23 protein-coding genes and 1 tRNA gene are annotated in these 21,154 nt (G+C 44.9%); 13 read left to right on the top strand and 11 right to left on the bottom strand.

The window, feature by feature from the left end:
* Positions 1–231: 231 nt before the first annotated feature.
* Positions 232–1,617 carry a BamJ family beta-barrel-assembly machinery protein gene (gene bamJ, locus QGN29_RS07025; RefSeq protein WP_375164660.1) on the bottom strand — a complete coding sequence of 462 codons (1,386 nt, stop codon included), beginning with the start codon at positions 1,615–1,617 and terminating at the stop codon, positions 232–234.
* A 102-nt stretch (positions 1,618–1,719) separates the two neighbouring features.
* Here bamJ and QGN29_RS07020 point away from each other — a divergent pair, with 102 nt between their 5' ends.
* Both QGN29_RS07020 and QGN29_RS07015 read left to right on the top strand, forming a co-directional pair.
* On the top strand, positions 1,720–2,019 hold the full coding sequence (locus QGN29_RS07020) for a DUF3253 domain-containing protein (RefSeq protein WP_310799988.1): 300 nt from the start codon (positions 1,720–1,722) through the stop codon (positions 2,017–2,019).
* A gap of 3 nt (positions 2,020–2,022) precedes the next feature.
* Positions 2,023–2,376, top strand: a complete 354-nt coding sequence (locus QGN29_RS07015) for an Hpt domain-containing protein (RefSeq protein WP_310799987.1) — start codon at positions 2,023–2,025, stop codon at positions 2,374–2,376.
* Positions 2,377–2,388: 12 nt separating this feature from the next.
* Here the strand turns inward: QGN29_RS07015 and QGN29_RS07010 are convergent, their stop codons facing one another.
* The 3 genes from QGN29_RS07010 to QGN29_RS07000 all read right to left on the bottom strand — a co-directional run bounded on the left by QGN29_RS07010 (position 2,389) and on the right by QGN29_RS07000 (position 5,367).
* Positions 2,389–3,258 (bottom strand): GNAT family N-acetyltransferase, encoded by an 870-nt coding sequence (locus QGN29_RS07010; RefSeq protein WP_310799986.1) that lies wholly within the window; start codon positions 3,256–3,258, stop codon positions 2,389–2,391.
* 67 nt (positions 3,259–3,325) lie between these two features.
* Complete coding sequence (locus QGN29_RS07005) at positions 3,326–4,603, bottom strand: AmpG family muropeptide MFS transporter (RefSeq protein ID WP_310799985.1); 1,278 nt, start codon at positions 4,601–4,603, stop codon at positions 3,326–3,328.
* 35 nt (positions 4,604–4,638) lie between these two features.
* A complete protein-coding gene (locus QGN29_RS07000; protein WP_310799984.1) occupies positions 4,639–5,367 on the bottom strand; it encodes a hotdog fold domain-containing protein in 729 nt (242 codons plus the stop codon).
* Between the two features lie 149 nt (positions 5,368–5,516).
* Here QGN29_RS07000 and QGN29_RS06995 point away from each other — a divergent pair, with 149 nt between their 5' ends.
* From QGN29_RS06995 to QGN29_RS06975, 5 genes are all read left to right on the top strand, one after another.
* Positions 5,517–6,848, top strand: a complete 1,332-nt coding sequence (locus tag QGN29_RS06995) for an RsmB/NOP family class I SAM-dependent RNA methyltransferase (RefSeq protein ID WP_310799983.1) — start codon at positions 5,517–5,519, stop codon at positions 6,846–6,848.
* A 107-nt stretch (positions 6,849–6,955) separates the two neighbouring features.
* Positions 6,956–7,621, top strand: coding sequence for a ribulose-phosphate 3-epimerase (rpe, locus tag QGN29_RS06990; protein ID WP_310799982.1), 666 nt, complete (start codon positions 6,956–6,958; stop codon positions 7,619–7,621).
* 58 nt (positions 7,622–7,679) lie between these two features.
* Positions 7,680–9,443, top strand: coding sequence for a heparinase II/III family protein (locus tag QGN29_RS06985; RefSeq protein ID WP_310799981.1), 1,764 nt, complete (start codon positions 7,680–7,682; stop codon positions 9,441–9,443).
* Positions 9,444–9,597: 154 nt separating this feature from the next.
* Positions 9,598–11,181, top strand: coding sequence for a bifunctional phosphoribosylaminoimidazolecarboxamide formyltransferase/IMP cyclohydrolase (gene purH, locus QGN29_RS06980; protein WP_310799980.1), 1,584 nt, complete (start codon positions 9,598–9,600; stop codon positions 11,179–11,181).
* Between the two features lie 59 nt (positions 11,182–11,240).
* On the top strand, positions 11,241–11,708 hold the full coding sequence (locus QGN29_RS06975; protein ID WP_310799979.1) for a GNAT family N-acetyltransferase: 468 nt from the start codon (positions 11,241–11,243) through the stop codon (positions 11,706–11,708).
* Here the strand turns inward: QGN29_RS06975 and QGN29_RS06970 are convergent.
* Positions 11,705–12,688 (bottom strand): adenosine kinase, encoded by a 984-nt coding sequence (locus QGN29_RS06970; RefSeq protein WP_310799978.1) that lies wholly within the window; start codon positions 12,686–12,688, stop codon positions 11,705–11,707. The genes QGN29_RS06975 and QGN29_RS06970 overlap by 4 nt on opposite strands.
* 118 nt (positions 12,689–12,806) lie before the next feature.
* Here QGN29_RS06970 and QGN29_RS06965 point away from each other — a divergent pair, with 118 nt between their 5' ends.
* From QGN29_RS06965 to QGN29_RS06950, 4 genes are read left to right on the top strand one after another with little or no spacing between them, the layout of a single operon-like run.
* Positions 12,807–13,532, top strand: coding sequence for an EI24 domain-containing protein (locus tag QGN29_RS06965; RefSeq protein WP_310799977.1), 726 nt, complete (start codon positions 12,807–12,809; stop codon positions 13,530–13,532).
* Positions 13,519–13,947, top strand: coding sequence for a hypothetical protein (locus QGN29_RS06960; protein ID WP_310799976.1), 429 nt, complete (start codon positions 13,519–13,521; stop codon positions 13,945–13,947). Before QGN29_RS06965 ends, QGN29_RS06960 begins: the two co-directional genes overlap by 14 nt.
* A 24-nt stretch (positions 13,948–13,971) precedes the next feature.
* A complete protein-coding gene (locus tag QGN29_RS06955; protein ID WP_310799975.1) occupies positions 13,972–14,205 on the top strand; it encodes a hypothetical protein in 234 nt (77 codons plus the stop codon).
* Positions 14,198–14,854: a DUF938 domain-containing protein gene (locus QGN29_RS06950; RefSeq protein ID WP_310799974.1), complete on the top strand. Its 657-nt coding sequence runs from the start codon at positions 14,198–14,200 to the stop codon at positions 14,852–14,854. Before QGN29_RS06955 ends, QGN29_RS06950 begins: the two co-directional genes overlap by 8 nt.
* 9 nt (positions 14,855–14,863) lie before the next feature.
* On the opposite strand, the gene yihA is transcribed toward QGN29_RS06950, so the two are convergent.
* From yihA to rpmH, 5 genes are all read right to left on the bottom strand, one after another.
* Complete coding sequence (gene yihA, locus QGN29_RS06945; protein WP_310799973.1) at positions 14,864–15,511, bottom strand: ribosome biogenesis GTP-binding protein YihA/YsxC; 648 nt, start codon at positions 15,509–15,511, stop codon at positions 14,864–14,866.
* A 36-nt stretch (positions 15,512–15,547) separates the two neighbouring features.
* Positions 15,548–17,287, bottom strand: a complete 1,740-nt coding sequence (gene yidC / locus QGN29_RS06940; RefSeq protein WP_310799972.1) for a membrane protein insertase YidC — start codon at positions 17,285–17,287, stop codon at positions 15,548–15,550.
* Between the two features lie 48 nt (positions 17,288–17,335).
* A complete protein-coding gene (gene yidD, locus QGN29_RS06935) occupies positions 17,336–17,593 on the bottom strand; it encodes a membrane protein insertion efficiency factor YidD (protein WP_310799971.1) in 258 nt (85 codons plus the stop codon).
* Positions 17,594–17,595: 2 nt separating this feature from the next.
* Positions 17,596–18,075: a ribonuclease P protein component gene (rnpA, locus tag QGN29_RS06930; RefSeq protein WP_310799970.1), complete on the bottom strand. Its 480-nt coding sequence runs from the start codon at positions 18,073–18,075 to the stop codon at positions 17,596–17,598.
* Positions 18,076–18,169: 94 nt separating this feature from the next.
* Positions 18,170–18,304: a 50S ribosomal protein L34 gene (gene rpmH, locus QGN29_RS06925; RefSeq protein ID WP_310799969.1), complete on the bottom strand. Its 135-nt coding sequence runs from the start codon at positions 18,302–18,304 to the stop codon at positions 18,170–18,172.
* 202 nt (positions 18,305–18,506) lie between these two features.
* Between rpmH and QGN29_RS06920 the strand changes: the two genes are divergently transcribed.
* A complete protein-coding gene (locus tag QGN29_RS06920; RefSeq protein ID WP_310799968.1) occupies positions 18,507–19,976 on the top strand; it encodes a sensor histidine kinase in 1,470 nt (489 codons plus the stop codon).
* A gap of 4 nt (positions 19,977–19,980) precedes the next feature.
* On the opposite strand, the gene QGN29_RS06915 is transcribed toward QGN29_RS06920, so the two are convergent.
* Entirely contained in the window at positions 19,981–20,493 is a 513-nt protein-coding gene (locus QGN29_RS06915; protein ID WP_310799967.1) for a hypothetical protein, read from the bottom strand.
* A gap of 168 nt (positions 20,494–20,661) precedes the next feature.
* Here QGN29_RS06915 and QGN29_RS06910 point away from each other — a divergent pair.
* Positions 20,662–20,738, top strand: a tRNA-Arg gene (locus tag QGN29_RS06910).
* Positions 20,739–21,154 lie beyond the last annotated feature (416 nt).

Here is a 21,154-nt window from a genome sequence, read left to right as displayed (position 1 = left end):
GATACAAAATTCCGCCCGCCCGCTTTACGTTAGGAGCGGTTAAAGTCGGGTTATTTACTATTATAGTCCCTTTTATGTTGCTGATGCTTGGTCTGGATTTGATTTTCTACGTTCTGTTCACACACGGGCTAGAGAGCTGTTACGCTCTTCTCTGTTTTTTTGAATAAGCATACCTAATAGAAAAGGGCGGCCCTAAGACCCCCCTTTATAATATCTCGAAAATTGGATTGCTTATTTAATTTCAATCAACTCTACTTGGAACACCAACGTTGCATGTGGCGGAATACTGCCACTGCCCGAGCCACGCTCCCCGTATCCAATCTCTGATGGGATAACAAATTCAAACTTAGCACCCACAGACATCAATTGGAGACCTTCTATCCATCCTTGAATAACTTGAGTAACGCCAAACTCTGCAGGTTCACCGCGCTTGTAACTGCTGTCAAATTCAGATCCATCGATGAGACTGCCTGCATAGTGAACACGCACACTATTTGTTGCCGCAGGCTTTGGGCCTTCTCCGGCTTCTAGAACGCGATACACAAGTCCGCTTTCTGTTGTCACAGCATCATCATGCTTGGCTTTATAGTCAGTGATAAATTGTTTTTCTGAGGCAATCATTGCTTGGAATTCAGCCTGAATTTCTTCAGCTGTTTTAACGCCAACGACCTCAAGCTCCATCAAAATTACTGCATGCCCTGGAATACCACCGCGTGGAAAACCATCTGGTCCAAAAGCAAGATCAGAAGGAATAGCTACTTCGAAAGCTTCGCCAGCTTTCATCAACTTAACGGCTTCAGCCCAACCAGGAAAAATTTCATCTACTGGATATTCAATGGGCTTGCCTCCCTGTCGACTATCCGACAGAACTGTGCCGTTTAACATTTTCATTGTAAAATGACCGACAACAATTTCACCTTCGGAGACTGTTTTACCTTCTTCGGCTGAGGTTACTACTTTATACTGCAGGCCTGACTCCGTCACTTTTACGCCGTCTGTCTTCGCATTGCTCTCAAGAAAATCTGCTTGCTCTTTCATAAATGCTTTTTCTGCAGCTTCCGCCTGACGTTTCATGTCTTCTTCAGATTTAAAAGAGATCAACTCTACTTTAAACACTAGCGTTGCGCCGCCCGGTATAGAAGCTCCAGCGCCCTGATCGCCATACCCAAGTTCTGAAGGAATAACAACTTCCCACACATCCCCTGGTTTCATTAATTTAAGCGCCTCAGTCCAGCCAGGAATGACACGATCTAGAGGAAATTCAAGTGGCTCATTCCGGTCATAACTGCTGTCAAATTTAGTGCCATCAATCAGCATGCCGTCATAATGCGCAGTGACCACATCCGACCCTGTAGGAGAAGCACCTGTTGCATCGCCGCTTGAGAGGACTGTATAGAGCAGTCCGCTTTCAGTTTTAGTAACGCCTTCTTTTTGAGCGTATTCTTCTAAATATTGTTCTTGAGCCATTGTATAGTCATCTTTCATATCAGATATTGAAGTTGAGGCTTCTTTATCTTCCGCCTCTTTCTTTTCGTTTTCAGAACTGTCGCTACATGCTGTTAAAAGCAGTGCCGCAGCTAGTGTTGCTGCCATCCAAATGTTATTATCTTTTTTCATGGGTGTGAGACCTGTTGTTTACCTATTGACTTAGACACCGATATAGCGCCTATTTGCTGCGGGACACTACATTTTGTTGCCTCAAAGTGCAAAGGAAAAACTGTGAACACTGACCCTGAAAAAATTCTAGATGAAATTATTCAATTAACTGAAGCACATAAGACAGTTGCTCCCAGAGATATTGCCCTCACCCTAGTGCAAAAATATGGGGATCCTGAGAAGGATGATTGGCGTAAGATTCTTCCCAATATAAAAAAAGTTGCCAAGGAAGCGGCTCTTGCCAACGAAATTCATTTCTGGAGAAAAGGAAAAATAGTATCTCCAGAGGGGGTTCGAGGTGTTTTTAGATTGATGCGAGCCACAAAAGAGAGTCTTGCAGAATTAAACAATCCCGAAAGCTGATTTATGTCTGATACACTACCTGAAGTAAGTACAAGAGAACTAGACGTCATGCGCGACACAGTGGGCGAAGATAGTTTTTCCATGCTCATCGATAACTTTATTGAGGACATAGAGGATCACATCACACTTTTTCAGGATATCCTTGAAAGCCGCGACATGAATATGTTGGAAATTAAATCTCATGCGCTCAAAAGCGCGGCCTATTCTTTTGGCGCCACGTCGCTTGGCAATAAATGTAAAGCCGTTGAAATGGCAACCAAAGCTGGCATGCTTGATCATGTGGATGTTTTGACCAAAAATATGATCACAGAAGCACAAAAAACGGCAGCCTATTATAACGAAGAATTTAAAGACTAAGACCACATTCTATCACTGCGTGTCATTTTGAGCTGAACCGATGTTATAATGTTTACTGTAGCGACGACTGATAGAGTTCACATCCATAAGGATAAAAACATCTGTTGTCCCAAATTGATCATCAATATAAGCACCGCGACCAATCTTTGCTCCTAACCGAATATATCCCCTAACAAGCGGTGGCATGGCACGCTTAGCACGTCTAACATCAATGGCCTCTTCAGTCATCAAGTCCATAGAAACCCCCATTCCTTGATGCACTTCCACTCCAATCTCTTGCTCAACACTGTGATTATAATGCAGATATGACAACGCCTCTGCATGTACACCTGGGTCAGTTCCTTCAAAACTCGCGCACCCAAAAAGATATGCAATATTTTGATCTCTCATAAAAGAGGATATTCCTTGCCATAAAAGACTGATTGTCGAACTTGCTCGATAGTCTTTGTGGACACAGGAACGGCCCAATTCGAGCAATTGTTTTCCTTTTAACGTTGACTGCGTGTGAGCAACTAGGCCAGCTAGATTATATTCACCTGCTGAGTAAAATCCAGAATGAGCCTCAGCGGTTTTTTGCGGCAATAAGCGATAAGTCCCCACCACTTGTTTATTAATAGGGCGACCCCTATCAAGGACCAGAAGATGATCACAGATTCGGTCGTAATCATCGATATCTCGTAAGGTGATTTTTTGTAGAAAGCTTGGCTTCGCCTGCATTTCTTTATAGAAAATTTTATATCGAAGTTTTTGCGCTTGCATAATCTCATTGAAGGACCGTGCTAAACGCACTTGCAGCGAGCCTGATTGAGCATATATTGGGGTCGACTTAAGGATTTCCTCCTGCGATAGTCCCGAAATTTTTTCATATTCTTTCATCATCATGGCTCGCACTCTCTCATAGAAATACTGCATTTTAATGACAGCTTTCAACCTGGATTAGAGGCTTAAATCAGTCTTCTGTCTCAGGGCTCCTTCTGTACAGAATATACAAAAGGATCACACCTGGCATAGCAATAACTGTTGTGACCCAAAAGAAATTGACCCATCCTACGGCATCAACGATAAATCCCCCACTTGATCCCATGACTGTCCGACCAACACCAGCTGCGGAAGAAAGCAAGGCATATTGCGTAGCCGTAAAATTACGATTACAAAGGGAAGACATATAAGCCACCATGACTGTTGCGCCCATGCCAGTCGCGAACTTCTCCGTTGCCATACTGATGGCCAGCGCTATCACATCATTGCCTTGATAGAAGGCCCAAATAAAGATTAAATTTGTCACCATCATCGCAACGGTGGCAATAAAGAGTGCTCGATATTTTCCCATCGCGCCGTAGAGTACAGCCCCAGCCGCCATACCTATAAACAGCGCAATCTGTCCAACCAATTTACTATAGTCTGCTATTTCAATCTTTGTAAAACCCAGATCAATATGAAAGACTCCGATCATCATATCTGCCATAGCATCACCGACCTTTAGGAAAATGATCATCACTAGAATAAGAATGGCATTATCTCGTGTTAAAAAATCTTTAAAGGGCTCATAAACATTATTGATCATAAAACTCTTGTATGTCTGATTTCTCCGCTGTTCTTTTTGCTCTTCTGTTTGGGAAGGCTCCCCAACCCATATGGCAGCAATCATTCCCGTAAAAGCAAAGAGAGGCATTATCGAGAGAGCGACTGACCAACCGAATAAGTCAGCGAGATAAAGACCTGATAAGGCTGCCAGCATGTTCGCGACGCGGTATCCATATACATACATAGCTGCGCCTTGGCCAAGTTCTTCATCTTGTTGTATTTCAATACGGTAAGCATCAACGATAATATCTTGGCTAGCCGAAAGAAACCCAATCAAGGCTGCGATCAGGGCCACGATCTGGATATCTGCAACTGGATCAAATTGAGCCAAAAGAAGCATAAGTCCAGCCATAAGACTCAAAATCAGAAAGAGCCAACTTCGCCTGTGACCAAAACGCCGTGCAAAAACGCCAAGTTGCACTCCATCTAAAATCGGAGACCAGATAAATTTGATGTTATAGGCAAGACCAATTAAGGCAAAAAGGCCAATACCAGTACGACTAACACCATAATCCCTGAGCCAATAAGTCATCAATGTAAAAACAAGAGTCAATGGGAAACCACTAGACATCCCAAAAAGAAACGTGGCTAAGACTGGCTTTCTGGTAAAGTTAATAACACTTTGCTTTAGACTGCGCGACACATTCTATCCTCTCTATTTTTCTCTTAAGACTCTGCCTACCCCCTCAGGCTATCAAACATTTCATCTTTAACCACAACCCATGTTTGATCTGCGAGAGCAATACAGTCTCTATTCGGACCATACAAGGCCACGCCAGCCCGGTGCTTGCGGCCTGAGATTGATTTTGTCCAAGCATGAACGGTAACAATCTCACCCGCTTTTACGGCGCCAAGTATTTGAGCCGTCATGGAGCCAAGCAAAGCCGGTTTCCCCGCCGCCGACGCAAAATATCCCGGACAATCAAGCGCCGACCAAAGCCTGAGGCCATCAACAAATCCTGCCTGGTCTGCCTGATCCAAAGCGGTTTGCCAGAAACAAGCCACTTCCCCATCACGCCCTATCAATGACCCCGGATGAATATGCAAGCCGTCTTCTTGTCTATCTGGACCGCAGACATAACACTGCCGAAGAAAATCAAAACTACTGCTGATCGGGTTCTCTGCTGCCTGATAAATATTCACATTATCGGGTAATTCTGGTCGCGCAGGATCAAGGTGACTGCTCTCACCTGTTCCAATCACCGTGTTGCCGTGAATGAGCTCAACATGGCCATTATCCTCAACAAGGCGCAGATCAACCTCTAAGGGTGGCGGGGCAAGCAGGCGCATTGTAGCAGCCTGATCTTGCGGTAAAACTTCTGCCATCATGCCACAGGCGTAACCACCGTTAGCACTGACATTTGGACCATTAAAATGTTTGTCAATAACAACTCTAGTCTCTTGCATTGCAATTTCCCTTTCCCCAGCCTCATAAAAGGTCTATAGCAGGGATCAAAGATTGACAAGCTGTAAAGATCATCACTTGTCCTCTCATCAGGCCCTAACGGACTGTTTTACATTTCATTGCCATAGAACCTTAGAATAAAGATATCATTATGACGTCAAACTCCTCACAAAAACCCCGCCGGTCTCCAAAAATTTCTATATCTAGAAAAGTCGCAGTCGAAGCCTTTCGTGCCGTCTTGGAAAAACAACAAACTTTAGAGAATGCGATCACGGAATCGGCAAACAGGGAAAAATTAGATAGTCGAGATCGAGCCTTTGTTGTGCAATTGACCAGCACGGCCTTGCGGCGATACGGCAGTTTGATTGGCACTTTAGATTTCATGATGGAAAAGCCCTTCAAAGAAAATGCAACTGATGTAAGAGCCGTTATCTTATTAGGAATGACCCAGATTTTTTTCATGCGAACGGATGATCATGCGGCAGTGAATGAGAGCGTAAATCTTCTATACGGCAAAAGAGAAAGATACAGGGGCATCGCCAATGCTATTTTGCGGCGCTCTATTCGGGAGAGAGATGAAATACTTTCCCATATGGAGTCAACGCCAGAAGAAGATCTACCACATTGGATTGCCAGCAGTTGGACCCAAACATATGGGGCTGAGATTGTCGCAAAAATTGCACAATGCCTGCGCCACCCCCCTAAAATTGATCTGACCGTAAAAAATGATGCGGATCGGGACGATTTAGCCCTTGAGTTAGAAGCCAAAATCATGCCTACAGGCAACCTCAGAATCGACCCAACAGACGTCTCTAAGCTCTCTGGTTACGATCAAGGTGCTTGGTGGGTGCAAGACCTTGCCACAAGCATTCCAGCCACACTACTTGGGGACATTAAAGGTAAAACAGTCGTCGATTTTTGTGCTGCCCCTGGCGGCAAAACCATGCAGCTTGCAGCAGCAGGTGCTCAGGTGATTGCAGTAGATCGCTCTAAACCGCGTCTAAAAAGACTTCATGCCAATATGAAACGTACATGGTTAAAAGCGAAAGTTATCACAGATGATGCTCTGACAGTTGATCTGAGTGACTATGAAATTGATCATATTTTACTAGACGCCCCCTGTACTGCAACAGGCACCCTGAGACGAAATCCTGACATGATGTGGTGTAAAGACCCCGAGGATGTGATCAAACTTGCAGGGCTTCAAAAGCGCATGCTGAAACGCTCTTTTGATCTTCTACCTGTTGGCGGCACACTAATTTATTGTGTTTGCTCACTTGAAGCCCCAGAATCTATTGATCCGATCACAGATTTTCTTAGCCGAACAAAGACAGCCGAGCGGCGCCCCATCACAAGCTCTGAAGTAGGCGGCCTCAAGGAATTGATTACAGAAGATGGTGATTTACTCTGCCTGCCTCATTATCTCTCTGATGAAGGCGGTATGGATGGTTTCTACGCAGCAAGACTTACAAAAACTGCCTAATTAGCTGAGAAAAATTTTTTCATTTCTCGATTCGTTCCCTGTTGCGACTCGGACTAGATTCCTGTACAAGTGGGGCGTATTCATATTCATCATTAAAAGAGTGTCCCATGCAAAAACCAGTTCGAATTGCCCCGAGTATCCTGTCTGCTGATTTTTCTAAATTAGGTGAAGAAGTGCGCGCGATCGATGCCGCAGGGTGCGACTATGTTCACATTGATGTAATGGACGGTCATTTTGTGCCGAATATTACTATCGGTCCAGACGTTGTTAAAAGCCTTCGCCCCCATACGCAGAAGATTTTCGATGTCCATTTAATGGTCGCCCCAGTGGACAGCTATATTCAAGCATTTGCTGATGCTGGTTCTGACATCATAACCGTTCACGCTGAATCCGGGCCGCATGTACATCGCACACTGCAAATGATTAAGGCCACTGGTAAAAAAGCTGGCCTCTCATTTAATCCAGGCACCCCGCTCGACTGTCTAGATTATCTGATCGATATGCTGGATCTAATTTTAGTCATGAGTGTTAATCCTGGCTTTGGAGGGCAGTCTTTCATACCATCCCAATTGAAGAAAATTGAAGAGGCTCGCCGGCGCATTGATGTATCTGGTCGCGAGATTGATCTTCAAGTTGACGGCGGCGTAAATATGGAAACCGCCCCGCAGGTCATCACAGCAGGAGCAGACTTACTTGTTGCTGGCAGTGCTACGTTTAAGGGCGGTCCTGATCAATATGCTACGAATATGAAAGCGCTCCGTGGCGAGAGCTAAAAAGAATTTGGGTAAACAAATGCAGCTTTAATTTCTGCATTTATATAAGGGGTGAGGCATGAGTCTGGCTGAATCAGTAAGAGCTCAGATCATGGCAAGTAGTAACGAACAATCCTATCGATTGTTGCGGCCTGCCAATAGGTCTTTACTCGCTAAATTCATGAAAAAGATAGGCCGTCGCTTTCGTGAATGGGGCTATGGGCAGGCCCTCTATAGATGGCGTCTCAAAGGTCGTCATCCCGTTCAAATTCTTGCCTCCCCCGATGATCCTGCGGCCGGTAACGGTGTAATCGGTCGAAAACTTTTGGGAGGTGAGTATCATTTCGAAAACGAAATGATAGATATAAACGAAAGCTTTTGGGCCGCGATATATGGGAAGACGGATGCGCTTATCACGCATGCTCATCGTTTTAATTTTCTTGAGGATTTGGCCCAGGTTGGCGATCAACCCCTTGCTCGCGAAGCCGCTGAATATCTAACGCGTCTTTGGCTTGAGGATTATGCTGATTTTGACATTGATGTTTGGCAACCCGATATCATTACACGCCGTCAAATAAGTTGGTGTGTTCATGCGCCCCTTATATTATCAAGCAATTGTCTGGTTTATAAATCGAAATTATTGCTGACCATGGCTTGCCAAGCCCGTCATATTCAACGAGTAACCAAAGATTGCTCTGAGGGCATGGGAGAAGTATACGGAGGCACAGCCCTTATCTTGTCAGGCCTCATCTTGCCTGTCGGAGAAAAATGGACACAGCGCGGTGAAGACTTTCTCTCGAAAACGTTGGCATATTTTATTAATCCGGACGGGGGCACCCAATCGCGTAGTACAGCTGATGCCATAAAAGTCATGCAACAATTGGTCATTTTAAAAAGCGCCTATAAAGAAACTGAGACAGAGCAACCTGTTTGGCTTCAATCAACGCTCGATAAGATTGGACCTTTTGTGAAAGCTCTAATGTTTGAGGATGGATCCATGGCTGCTTTTGGGGGCACATCGCCCTCAGGCGGATCCGTCGCCGAACGACAATTTGGAACACAGTCTATTCTTCAAGCCTCTGATGCTGAAGGCAGTCCGATGGAAAGTGCATCCCGTACAGGGTACCAGCGTTTGAGCAACGGTAGAACAAATCTTATAATGGATGTGGGTCCTGCACCCCAGACGTCCTTTTCTGCAAAGGCAGGGGCAAGCTGTGGTGCTTTTGAACTCTCGGACAGTTTATACCGAATTATCACGAGCATGGGTCCTGCAGGTAGCCGCACAGCCATGCCCGAACTCGCCCCCTTAAGCAGAACCTCAGCCGCTTTCTCAAATCACATTGTAAGTGACAAAAATAGTACAAAATTTACTGAGACAGGCCAGATGGGTGCCGGGGTGACTGCAACTCATTTCACCCGTAAAAACCATGACAACGGGGCTCTTGAAATTAGCCTAACTCACGATGGCTATGATAAGCGTGTTGGCGTCTCAGTCGAAAGACGCATTACGCTTTCACAGGATGGTTTAACTGTTAAAGGTCAAGAAAAGTGGCGCGTATCAAAACCTAAAAAAGCTGAAAAACAATCAGCCTCACTTCGATTTCATCTCCACTCTTCGGTCACGGCCGAGAAATTAGATGATGGCCGCATCCGCATACAAGGTCCTTTTGGTACATGGCTCTTTTCGTCCATCGGTGCGGACTGTGACTTAGAGGAAAGCCTTTATATGGACACACCTGCGTCCATACAGCCATCTGTGCAAATTGTTATTCAAGCCTCAGCCGATACCTTAATCAATGATTATATTCGCTGGCGCTTATCAAAAGAAGATATAAATTCTTAAACTATAGTACTCTGATGACGCGCTTTTCCATGAAACCCCTTGCAGAAATGGGAAAAATCCGCTACGTCAGCGTAAATTTTCCAAGTGTGTAGATCTATCCTAAAGGCCACGAGTACAGGCATGATCTCTACCCAAGTAAAAAGGCTCTCTGATAATGACCAATATCGTTACAATAAAACGTGCTCTGATTTCTGTTTCTGATAAAAGCGGCGTTGTAGAACTCGCTAAAGCCCTCGCCGACCAAGGGGCAGAAATACTCTCAACAGGCGGCTCTGCCAAAGTCATCCGCGACGCTGGTATTCCCGTAAAAGAAGTTGCAGACCATACAGGATTTCCTGAAATGATGGATGGTCGTGTCAAAACACTTCATCCTAAAATTCATGGTGGTTTTCTTGCACTTCGTGACAATGAAGATCATATCACAGCCATGAAAGATCATGACATTGGGGGCATCGACCTTGTAGCGGTTAACCTTTATCCTTTTGAAGCTACTGTGGCGTCCGGTGCTGACTTTGATACTTGTATAGAAAACATCGATATAGGCGGCCCTGCAATGGTGCGTTCTGCGGCCAAGAACCATGCTTTTGTAACGATTGTTACTGACCCATGCGATTATGAGACCATTATCACTGAAATTTCAGAGCAAGGGGGTACAACGCACGCAACCCGTATGAAATGTGCCGCAAAAGCTTATGCCCGAACAGCCGCATACGATACAGCGATCAGTCAGTGGTACGCGCAACAAAACGGTGAAACCTTTGCGGACAGGGTCACTTTTTCAGGCTCAAAAGTCCAAGAATGCCGCTACGGCGAAAACCCACATCAAGTGGCCGCTTTCTATAAAAATAGTGAAGAGCGCCCTGGCATAGCGACCGCCACTCAGCTCCAAGGAAAAGAGCTTTCCTATAATAATCTGAACGATACAGATGCCGCGTTTGAATTGGTTTCAGAATTTGACCCTTCCACACCTACGGTTGCCATTATTAAACATGCCAACCCTTGCGGCGTTGCCCAGGCTGACAGCTTGCTAGACGCCTACAAAAAAGCGCTGAAATGTGACCCCGTATCTGCCTTTGGTGGTATTGTTGCTTTGAATGGCACTCTTGATGCCACAACAGCTTCAGAAATTGTAAAAGTATTTACAGAAGTAATTATTGCTCCTTCTGTGAGTGATGACGCTAAAGAAATTATTGCAGCGAAAAAGAATTTACGTCTATTAGTAACCGGCGGCTTAGCGGATCCAAAACAAGATGCAAAAATGGTGAAAACCGTTTCCGGCGGCTTTCTTGTTCAAAACCGTGATACAGGGCGCATCATCAGAGAGGATCTAAAAGTAGTAACAGACCGTGAACCTTCTGATCAAGAACTCACCGATATGTTGTTTGCTTTCCAAGTTGGCAAACATGTGAAATCAAATGCGATTGTTTATGTACGTGATGGTATGACTGTGGGTATTGGGGCAGGCCAGATGAATCGTCGCGACAGTTCGCGGATTGCAGCCATTCGTGCTGGAGAAGCAGCAGAAATGGCAGGAGATTCAGAAACTCTTGCCAAAGGCTCTGTGGTCGCATCGGATGCCTTCTTCCCCTTTGCTGACGGACTTCTCGCAGCGGCAGAAGCAGGCGCTACTGCGGTGATCCAACCAGGTGGATCTATGCGAGACCAAGATGTGATTGATGCAGCAAATGAAGCCGGTCTTGCGATGGTCTTTACAGGAATGCGTCACTTTAGACACTAAGAAACATACGATATTGCGGGATCTCCTCCCGCATCATATCTTTTTGATGTGGACAATTCATGCCCTTAATAACACTGCGCAGCGCAACTCCCAATGACAGAGAATTTATCCTTTCTCTCTCGCCTATTCTTGCGGAACCAATCAAACTCGCTTGGCATTCCGATGCCGCTATAAAAATGTTCCAACAGGCTTACATTCTTGAAATGTTGGAGTGTGAGAAAAGTGAAAGTCACACAGTAATAGCCGAAATAGACACTCAACCTGTGGGCTTTATACATGCATGCAAGTCTAAGGACGAGGTATCAGGCGAAGCTTGTGGCACCATTCCATTGCTTGCTGTTAAAAAAGAAGCTCAACACTCTGGCGTCGGGAAGGCCTTAATGCAAGAGGCCGAGTCTTGGGCAAGAAAAAAGGACTATCGTCTTTTACATTTAGAAGTCTTTTCCTCAAACACCGAAGGCCGAGGCTTTTACAAAGCCCTCGGCTACGGAGAAGATACAATTAATTTGATTAAAGAATTGAGCTAAGTGAGGCCCACGATCAAGTCTTTAAGATCAACTTCCGGACGAGGGCCCACGTGGGAAATCACCTCGGCAGCACAAATGCCCCCAATCCTGGCACAGGTAGCAGCACCGTAGCCTTGTTGCAGGCCATATAAAAACCCGGCGGCATAGAGGTCTCCTGCCCCTGTTGTGTCTTCAACAGATGTAGGTTCTGCCGGAATAGCAAAAGTTTGCCCCTCCGCAATGATGGTACTGCCCTTATCACCCCGGGTTAGCGCTGCGATCTCTACACTGCCACGGGCGAGGCTTGCAGCACGAGAAAAGTCTTCAATTTCATAAAGAGACTTAATCTCGTCTTCATTGGCGAACAAGATATCCACATATTCTTCAATTAACTGCATAAATTCATCTCTGAACCGATCCACACAGAAACTATCTGATAGGCTAAGAGCTACTTTGGTCTTAGAAGCCTTTGCAATCTTAAAGGCCTTAAGCACCGCCTCTTTTGCATCAGGCCTATCCCATAAATATCCTTCAACATAAATGATTTCAGCGCCAGCAATATAAGCTTCGTCAATGTCATCGACTGACAAGCCACCGCATGCTCCTAAATAGGTATTCATAGTGCGCTGAGCATCTGGAGTAATCAGGACCATACAATTGGCTGTAGATTCCCCTTCTGTGGCAGCAGGGGTTGGAAAATCAACGCCAACAGCGCCGATATCATGGCGAAAAATCTTCCCCAACTGGTCATCAAAAACTTTACCTATGTACCCGACAGACCCCCCAAGCATAGCCACACCTGCAGCCGTGTTGCCCGCTGAGCCCCCCGAACGCTCTATGGCTGGTGGCATAGCGTCATAGATGTTAGTTGACTGGTCTTGGTCCACTAAAAGCATTGCACCTTTATCCATAGAAAACGTTGCTAAAAAGCTGTCTTCAACCTTTGCCAGTACATCAACAATCGCATTGCCAATCGTGATTAATTTAGGTGATGTCGTCATATTCTATCCTTAAAAGCATCTTATTTTTAACCGAACCATTGCATTAGGCTTCATCAATCCTTACCTATAAAGAAAAATAGATATAAGTCATAATAAAAAGACACTCAGTGAGGACATCATGGTTATTGATAGCGTTAATAAGACTTGGCAGCAGCTGCTCCATCCCGCCTTTCGAAAAGTATTCTTTATCGGCACAGGACTTTCTATACTGACAATGATCGTTCTACTCATCACTTTCTTCAGCTATTGGCCAGAAGGAATGATTACCGGATGGGACTGGCTTGACGGCAAACTTCATGAGTGGGGATGGGCAGACACTACCTTTGCTATTCTTGCAATTCCTCTTTTTGGAATCGTCGGTTATTTTCTCTTCCCCCCCATAGCGAGAGTGGTGATGGGTGTTATGAATGAACAGATTATGGACGCTGTTGAAGAAGATTATTACCCTCATAACTTAAAGAAGAGAGAGGTTGGTTTTACTGAAAACTTAGTTCACGCCTTAAAGTTCGGGATTGTGGTTCTTGTGGTAAATCTTCTAGCTCTGATTCCCTATCTGATTTTACTGACGACCTTAGGCATTGGCACCCTTGTCCTCTATCTTTTGATAAACGGCTATTTGGTCGGTCGAGAATATATGGAAATTGCAGCCTTGCGTCATATGTCTTTTCAAGAAATGAAAGCTTTCAGGATACGTCATCAAAGCAAGATGATGTTGGGTGGCATAGCAAATGCTGCTATGTTTTTAGTACCTGTCCTCAATTTAGCCGCTCCCATTATCGGGACAGCTATTATGACCCACATCACTCAAAAATGTATGGAACAAGATAAACATGGGAATTTCTAGACGATCCATTTTGGATAATGGTAAAAAGGGTGGGCTAATTGCTGCCTTAACCCTCCTTACTGCCTGCATGGGTCAGACAGAGGCCCCTGTTGCAGAAACTGTGAATTCACAAGTCGAAGAGGCCCCTCGTGAGGCAGTTCCTTTACTGCCAAAGCCTGTGGTGCGCACTATTCCCAAAGCCATAACATTACTTGGGAAAACACCATCTGACATATTCACTCTCTTCGGTGAACCCCGTCTAATACGCACTGAGGGCAGTCAGTATATTATGCAATATAAGACCCAAAAGTGTGTTCTGGATATAGTCTTCGCTCAAGAGACAGAGACTGATCAGCACGCAAATCATCTCAGCGCCAGAAACCAAATGGGTGAAAAGCTTGACCTACAGCTATGCTTTGAGTCACTCTATCCATAAGAAAAACAAGATTGAGGGCATACTATGAAATTTCCTGATGGGTCTACTATCATAAAATTGGTCATTCTAAGCCTGGCCGTCGGATTCCTTCTCAAGACATTTGGGAAATCAGCGGGTGATATATATGGCTATATTATAAATAAGCTGGCATCGCTTTGGAATTGGCTTGTAGGCGCAGGTCTTGAATATATTCTTTTGGGAGCTGCGATTGTAGTGCCGCTCTATCTCTTCAGTGAATGGCGGAAAAAACGTGGCTGATAAAAATAAGGCAAAATTTTTTGATCCAAAAAATGTAGACCTGAAGAATAATGACCTGCGTCTACATGCTCCTCACGTCGATAGAAACAAAGATGTTATTCTCAATGTCTTAAAAGATTATTTCCCAGAAAAAGCCACTGTTTTGGAATTTGCCTCCGGCACGGGACAACATGCCAGTTATTTTGCGTCACAGTTACCCAATATACACTGGATCCCTTCAGACATTGAAGACGACAAGCTGGCCAGCATTCTAGCGTGGAAGAATCACTGCGGTATGCCAAATCTTGCGGACCCCCTCTATCTAAACTTGATGAAGGAATGGCCCCTCTTGCCTAAGGTAGACGCTGTCTGCGCCTTTAATCTTATTCACATCGCGCCTTGGACACTGACTAGACATCTCTTTAAAGCTGCTAGTAGCCTTCTGGAAAGTGGAGGACAACTCTATCTATACGGACCCTATAAGCGCGGTGGGGAGCATACATCTCAGTCAAATGTACAATTTGATCGCAATTTAAAAAGCAGCAACCCTGAATGGGGTGTGAGGGCCATGGAAGACGTCATCGAGGCCGCGAATAGAACCCGATTTGCCGATCCAACAATACTCCCAATGCCCGCGAATAATTTCAGTTTAATTTTTGAAAAGCTTTAAGGCTGCGCGTTATTCGGCAATGGTCCGAATTTCAGCGCGCAATTCTTTTAAACCAACATTCTTATCACTGCTCGTCCCGATGATCACAGGATGACACGCAATAAATTTTTTGGCCTGTTCCCTGACTTTATCAAGGGCAGCTTCTCGATCAGAGACTTTCAATTTATCAAATTTCGTCAAGACCAACTGATAGTTAACAGCAGCTTCGTCGAGCATCGCCATAATCTCTTTATCTGTTTCTTTTAAACCATGACGGCTATCAATCAACAACATCACCCGTCTTAAATTTGAACGCCCTTGAAGATATGTTTTCACGAGGCGAGTCCAAGCCTGTACCTTCTTGCGTTCAATTTTTGCATACCCATACCCAGGCAAATCAACCACATAAAGGGGCAGATCAATGGTTGCCCCCATATTAAAATAGTTCAACTCCTGTGTTCGGCCAGGAGTTCCCGATGTTCGTGCAAGGTTTTTGCGCCATGTAAGGGCATTGATCAAACTTGACTTACCCACATTCGAGCGGCCAGCAAATGCAATTTCAGGACGATCCGGCGGCGGCAGTGTATCAAGGGATACAGCCCCTTTGACAAAGTCGATAGGCGCCCGAAATAGACGCTCACCGCTCTTTAATTGTTCTTCATCAAAGTTTAATTCCATGATCTGTCCCTTACAGACTGCCACAAAAAGTGACGGTTAGCCTTTTGCTTCTTCGCGGCGTGTAATCACATACTGCTGTGCCACTGATAGAATAGCATTCCATGTCCAGTAGATCACCAGTCCTGCAGCAAAGTTTGCAAGAATAAATGTAAAGATAATTGGGAGCATATTCATAATTTTTTGCTGCTCAGGCGCCATTGTCGTTGGATTCATCTTTTGCTGAGCCCACATAGAAACACCCATGAGAATTGGCCAAATACCAACTGCAATGAGGCTTGGAGGATCCCATGGAATGAGGCCAAACAAATTAAGAGGCGTCAAAGGATCTGGCGCGCTCAAATCAGTAATCCATCCAAAGAATGGCTGATGACGCATATCGATTGTCACATAAAGGACTTTATAGAGAGAGAAGAAAATCGGTATTTGAATGAAGATTGGCAAGCAACCCGCCATAGGATTGATTTTCTCTTTTTTATAGAGCGCCATCATCTCTTGCTGCAATTTTGCACGATCGTCTTTATACCGCTCTTGCATTTTCTTGATCTGTGGCTGAACTTTTTTCATATGAGCCATAGACACATATTGCTTATTGGCAAGAGGGAAAAGAGCCAGCTTTATGACAATCGTAAACAGAATAATAGCAACCCCAAAATTACCGACAAGACCGAATAAGAAATGCAGAGCCACATAAAATGGATAGGTTATAAAATGAAACCAACCCCAATCCACTGAGTCGATAAAGATTTCAACCCCGAGGTCTTCTTGATATTGACGAATTGTAGGAACATCTTTCGCCCCTGCGTAAAAGCGGTTCGTAACCGTAGCACTTTCATTAGCTTTGACTGTTTCAACATAGTTGAAATATTCCGCACCATAGGCAGCCCCCATCTGTGACATTGCTGCACGAGGTAAAACAGTCTTTTGATCAGGAACAAGGACGGTCATCCAATATTTATCAGTGATGCCTAGCCAACCCCCCGTTGTTTCTTGATTGATTGGGTCTGTCGCCGCATCTTCATAATCTAATTCGATCAAAGTCTTATTCGCTTCGTCACTCAACCCAGCAATAAGGCCTTCATGAAGGATAAACATACCATCTGTCTCAATGGGACCTTGACGCTCTACCAGGCCATAAGCGGAGGCTGCGACATCTGCGGTACTATTGTTATTAATGGTTTGTTCCACGGTGAACATAAATTTATCATCAACGGAAATTGTTTGAATAAACTCTATACCCTCCGCATTTACATAGCTGAGTGTTACAGGGCTGGTCGGGGTTAGTTCTGTAGAATTTGATGTCCATAAAGCATTTTCAGGAACCAACGAATTTAAATTGGAATCAACCCAGCCAAATCTCGTATAATAAGCTTTTTCCCCTCGGATCCCCATTGGGGTAAGCAAGCGGATTAAATCCTCACTATCTTTCTCTACCTTGTGATTGACCAACTGAAGATCATCAATGATGGCCCCACGCAAAGATAAAGAGCCAATAAGTTCTGGTGTCGAGATTTTAAGGCGTGTTGTCTCTGACAGCGCATCTGCTAGCGAGATTTGTCCCCCAGTTTCTACTGAAGAGGCAGGTTTTTGTCCTGGGATCACTTTGGCGGGATCAGTGGGCGCTTTTCCTGGAATTTGGCTGCCCTCTAAAGCTTTCTGTTGCTCTTCGTATGCGAGTCGCTCTTTTTCTAATTTGGGTCCGAGATAGAACTCGTTATATCCAAACATAAATAATAGCGACAATGCTATTGCAACAATAATATTTTTACTTTCGCCCATGTGACTAAACACCCTGTAATGCAGCAGTTTCCTGCAAAATAATTAATATTAATCTTCTTTATGCTGATGATCACCATCAGCAACTGGCGGCACCGGATCATACCCATGCCCTCCCCAAGGATGGCATCTCAGTATTCGCTTGGCCGTCAACCAAGTCCCTTTTAAGCCACCATGTTTTTCAAGAGCTTCCATCGCGTAACTGCTGCAAGAAGGCTCATATCGACAATTTGACCCTAACAAAGGGGAAATAAAAAGCTGATAGGCTCGTACCAGTTTTGATAGGCACCATGCAAGAGGAGATGCCATCTTTATTCCACTTTCTCTACTTTTTTGGTCTTTTTATCTCTTTTTTGCCCTGCCGACTTTTTCCGCGACGGCCTCTGATCTTTTAAATCAGCGTTCTTTGCCAATTTTTCAAGTGCCCAAATCAAGTCCTTTTGCATTTTTTCGAAAGAATTTTCGAGTCCCCCATGACGCCCAATCATCACATAGCGGGCGCCCTGCTCACCGTGCGAGGGAACTATCACTCTTGCTACTTCTTTCATACGGCGCCTAATCCGGTTTCGCACGACAGCATTGCCCACCTTTTTTGTCACTGTAAATCCAACCATCGGTGCGACTTGCCCCTTTGATCTAAAATTTTCTGCTTCAGAAACCTCTTTAGAAGGTGTCTCTAATGCAGTTGCTGGTGGCATATACTGGAGAATAAAGGACGGCGTGACCCAGCGACGGCGTGTCGCAGCAACAGCCAAATAATCAGGTCTTTCTTTTATTCTATGCAATGTCATTTCTGTCTCTTACCACGGAAGGGAAACGAAAAAAAGCTGGTCCGCATTCGCCGAACCAGCTTTCAATCTATTCAAAAGTCGAAGCAGTCTGCTCTTAAGCAGAAAGACGCTTACGGCCTTTCGCGCGACGTGCATTCAAAATAGAACGGCCACCAACGGTAGCTTTACGAGCGCGGAAACCATGACGACGCTTACGAACCAGAACACTTGGTTGATATGTACGTTTCACGTGATTTACTCCAGTTTGTCGCCCAGCCGACTGCTGAACGGATAATTTGAGCGGTACATAACGCCCCCGAACACTAAAGTCAACCGAGTCATGCTCTAAGATGTCATTTTTCTGGTTTATGGCGTAAATTCTATGAAAAATATCCCTTTAGTCATGCTATTCACATTTTTTTGATGAAATTAATCGCCTAATTCATAAAAATATGGAAGAATCACTTTTTGTTAGTAAGTATGCGGCACTTAAAGTGCCCTCAAAAGGTTTATATAAGGCGATGCCAGAACGATACCGGCCTATTCGATCCAGTCTTAGATCAAAGATTCTTATCGTCACAGTACTTTTTGTGATGCTTGTAGAAGCCTTTGTCTATTTCCCTGCCATAGCAACTTTTAGAGAAACCTATTTGAGTCAAACCCTTAAGGCCGCCCAAATCGCGGCCATGAGTTTAGAAGCTAGCCCTATGAATCGGGTAACGCCAGAGCTAGAACGAAACCTGCTTGCGGCCTCGGGTGTTGTTTCGATTGTCATGCGCAGGAATGACCAAAGTCGCATGCTCGGCTTTGATCAAATGCCTTCAGATGTTGAAACAGTATACGACATCCGCGGGGCAGCCATCGGTAGTTTGATCGCGGATGCAATGGAAACCTTCTCTGCAGAAGGGGATCGTTATATCAGTGTGATTGGTGAGCCAATTCTCAAAGACACGATGTGGATTGAGATGACCGTCTACGAAGAAGAGCTTTATGAGGCCATGATTGCTCACTCAAACAACTTGATTATCCTATCCGCACTTATTTCTTTTTCCACAGGCCTGCTTGTTTATCTATGCCTGCACTGGGTGGTTGTTAGGCCCATGCGGCGGCTGAAGAAAAACATTGTACGCTTTCAATCAAACTCAGAAGATCCCAAAGCGGTTCTTCCTTATAGCAAGCGACGCGATGAAATTGGCGTTGTATCCAGAGAATTGCGGAGCAGTCAGCAACACGTCCAACAGTCGCTAAAGCAAAAACAACGCTTAGCAGAATTAGGGGAAGCAATCAGTAAGATCAACCACGATCTGCGCGGCATGCTCACCACTGCCTCGCTTGCTTCTTCCACCCTCGCTCGCGTTGAAGACCCCAAAATAACGCGAATTACAGGGCGTCTGGAGCGGGCCCTCACTCGCGCCATTGATTTATGCACCCGCACCCTTAAATATGGATCTGCCAAAGAACCAGATCCTGTTTTTAGAGAGGTCAATTTACATGACCTAGCTAGTGAAATTGCTGATAGCCTGAACATGGGCGATTCTCCGGTGGAATTTCATAACGCAGTACCCATAGATTATCTCATTCCAGCGGATCCAGATCAGTTGTTTCGTGTCATTTATAATCTAGTGAAAAACAGCTTAGAAGCGATGGAAGTCGAAGGGTCGATCACCGTCGCAGCCAAGCCTGTAGATGATTATCATCAGATTAGGCTCTGCGACACAGGGCCCGGTTTCAATGAAGAAGCACAAGCAAAATTATTCAAACCCTTTGTGAGTACGACACGTAAGACAAAAGGCGGAACGGGCCTAGGATTAGCCATCGCTAAAGAAATGGTCGAAGCCCATAAAGGCACCATTGAATTGGAAGAAACTTCTCAAGAGGGCAGTCACTTCCTTATCTATCTGCCGATTAATCCCGACAGCTAGTGCCTTAATTCTTTCGCAGAACAAAAGGGCTGACTAATTTCATTGAGGCAAGAGTTGTTTCATGCTGTTTGAGAAGCATCTTCAACAATGAAGACATCTCGCTCTTGTTGCCACGCTCGACTGCACGGATAAGGTCTTCAAGCTTACTGAACTGCTGTGAAAGACGTGTATAGGCAATTTGCAAACTTCCCCAAGCCACTTCTTTAGCCTCCTCTGGTTGTTCTTTTTCATAGAAGGCCAAAGCCGCCATCAATGTTGACTGGGCTTCCTTCAGGGCCATCGTGAGAGCAGGCACTTGTTTTTCAATCGTCTCCGTCGTTAAAGAAACAGCAGACAGAGACTCGACACTCTCTCTTATGGGAGATGGATGTCCTTTTATTTCAATCGAAGACGCTGACATTTCCACATTTTTGGGGAGTGGATCTGTCAATTTTGGCCATTCATGCTGATAGCCAACGCAGCCACAAAGAGTCAGAATTAATCCAGTAATAACAATAGGTTTTACAAAATTTTGCATGTAAGTATAGGTCGTTTTTGAAGGTTAGAACTCAGGCCAATCTATCTTTCTTTTATAAAAGTTACAATAAAAAGAAATTTCTTCTTGCAATCCTAAAGCAATCTGAGTAGGTTCCGCCGCACACCAAGAGGGTATCAGTCTTCTTGTGTGACACAATTGAATATATGCGCACCGGTAGCTCAGCTGGATAGAGCACTAGACTACGAATCTAGGGGCCGGGGGTTCGAATCCTCCCCGGTGCGCCACTCACTCTCACGACAATCAAATCCTGTTACAGTCTCCAAGAGGGGACCAGCCCTACAAAGTTTAAAGAGGCAAGCGTCGGATAATGAATTAGGTCCCGAACAGGAACAATGTCGGCTCGTGAACGATGATATCAGATGGAATGTTGATCTGATCAATGGCACGGGTATGAGGTTAATATAGATTTTGCGTCTAGCTATAGACGATATACACTTAGACAATGTGGTGCTATACATCGACCTAAATCCCTATCTGTGACGTTAACTAAAGACATCCAGCAGTGAAAGAAAAGTACCATTTGTAGGGACATGGTTAAGGTCCGCAAAGCAGGTAGGGCTGTTGAAGATGTGTTCACGTTTCCACGGCATACGGATCAAATTTCTTGCAAGACTAATGCTGCGAGCGCCACCTTATACAA

Source organism: Temperatibacter marinus, assembly GCF_031598375.1.
Taxonomy (GTDB): Bacteria; Pseudomonadota; Alphaproteobacteria; order Sphingomonadales; family Kordiimonadaceae; genus Temperatibacter; species Temperatibacter marinus.
The sequence above is the reverse complement of the archived record's forward strand: the minus strand, read 5'-3'. Positions and strand labels throughout refer to the sequence as shown.

Excerpts from the sequence above, each read along its gene's own strand:
- bamJ (WP_375164660.1), bottom strand. The coding sequence starts at position 1,617 with ATGAAAAAAGATAATAACATTTGGATGGCAGCAACACTAGCTGCGGCA.
- QGN29_RS07015 (WP_310799987.1), top strand. The coding sequence starts at position 2,023 with ATGTCTGATACACTACCTGAAGTAAGTACAAGAGAACTAGACGTCATG.
- QGN29_RS07010 (WP_310799986.1), bottom strand. The coding sequence starts at position 3,258 with ATGATGATGAAAGAATATGAAAAAATTTCGGGACTATCGCAGGAGGAA.
- QGN29_RS07000 (WP_310799984.1), bottom strand. The coding sequence starts at position 5,367 with ATGCAAGAGACTAGAGTTGTTATTGACAAACATTTTAATGGTCCAAAT.
- QGN29_RS06995 (WP_310799983.1), top strand. The coding sequence starts at position 5,517 with ATGACGTCAAACTCCTCACAAAAACCCCGCCGGTCTCCAAAAATTTCT.
- rpe (WP_310799982.1), top strand. The coding sequence starts at position 6,956 with ATGCAAAAACCAGTTCGAATTGCCCCGAGTATCCTGTCTGCTGATTTT.
- QGN29_RS06985 (WP_310799981.1), top strand. The coding sequence starts at position 7,680 with ATGAGTCTGGCTGAATCAGTAAGAGCTCAGATCATGGCAAGTAGTAAC.
- purH (WP_310799980.1), top strand. The coding sequence starts at position 9,598 with ATGACCAATATCGTTACAATAAAACGTGCTCTGATTTCTGTTTCTGAT.
- QGN29_RS06975 (WP_310799979.1), top strand. The coding sequence starts at position 11,241 with ATGCCCTTAATAACACTGCGCAGCGCAACTCCCAATGACAGAGAATTT.
- QGN29_RS06970 (WP_310799978.1), bottom strand. The coding sequence starts at position 12,688 with ATGACGACATCACCTAAATTAATCACGATTGGCAATGCGATTGTTGAT.
- QGN29_RS06965 (WP_310799977.1), top strand. The coding sequence starts at position 12,807 with ATGGTTATTGATAGCGTTAATAAGACTTGGCAGCAGCTGCTCCATCCC.
- QGN29_RS06960 (WP_310799976.1), top strand. The coding sequence starts at position 13,519 with ATGGGAATTTCTAGACGATCCATTTTGGATAATGGTAAAAAGGGTGGG.
- QGN29_RS06955 (WP_310799975.1), top strand. The coding sequence starts at position 13,972 with ATGAAATTTCCTGATGGGTCTACTATCATAAAATTGGTCATTCTAAGC.
- yihA (WP_310799973.1), bottom strand. The coding sequence starts at position 15,511 with ATGGAATTAAACTTTGATGAAGAACAATTAAAGAGCGGTGAGCGTCTA.
- yidC (WP_310799972.1), bottom strand. The coding sequence starts at position 17,287 with ATGGGCGAAAGTAAAAATATTATTGTTGCAATAGCATTGTCGCTATTA.
- yidD (WP_310799971.1), bottom strand. The coding sequence starts at position 17,593 with ATGGCATCTCCTCTTGCATGGTGCCTATCAAAACTGGTACGAGCCTAT.
- rnpA (WP_310799970.1), bottom strand. The coding sequence starts at position 18,075 with ATGACATTGCATAGAATAAAAGAAAGACCTGATTATTTGGCTGTTGCT.
- QGN29_RS06920 (WP_310799968.1), top strand. The coding sequence starts at position 18,507 with ATGGAAGAATCACTTTTTGTTAGTAAGTATGCGGCACTTAAAGTGCCC.
- QGN29_RS06915 (WP_310799967.1), bottom strand. The coding sequence starts at position 20,493 with ATGCAAAATTTTGTAAAACCTATTGTTATTACTGGATTAATTCTGACT.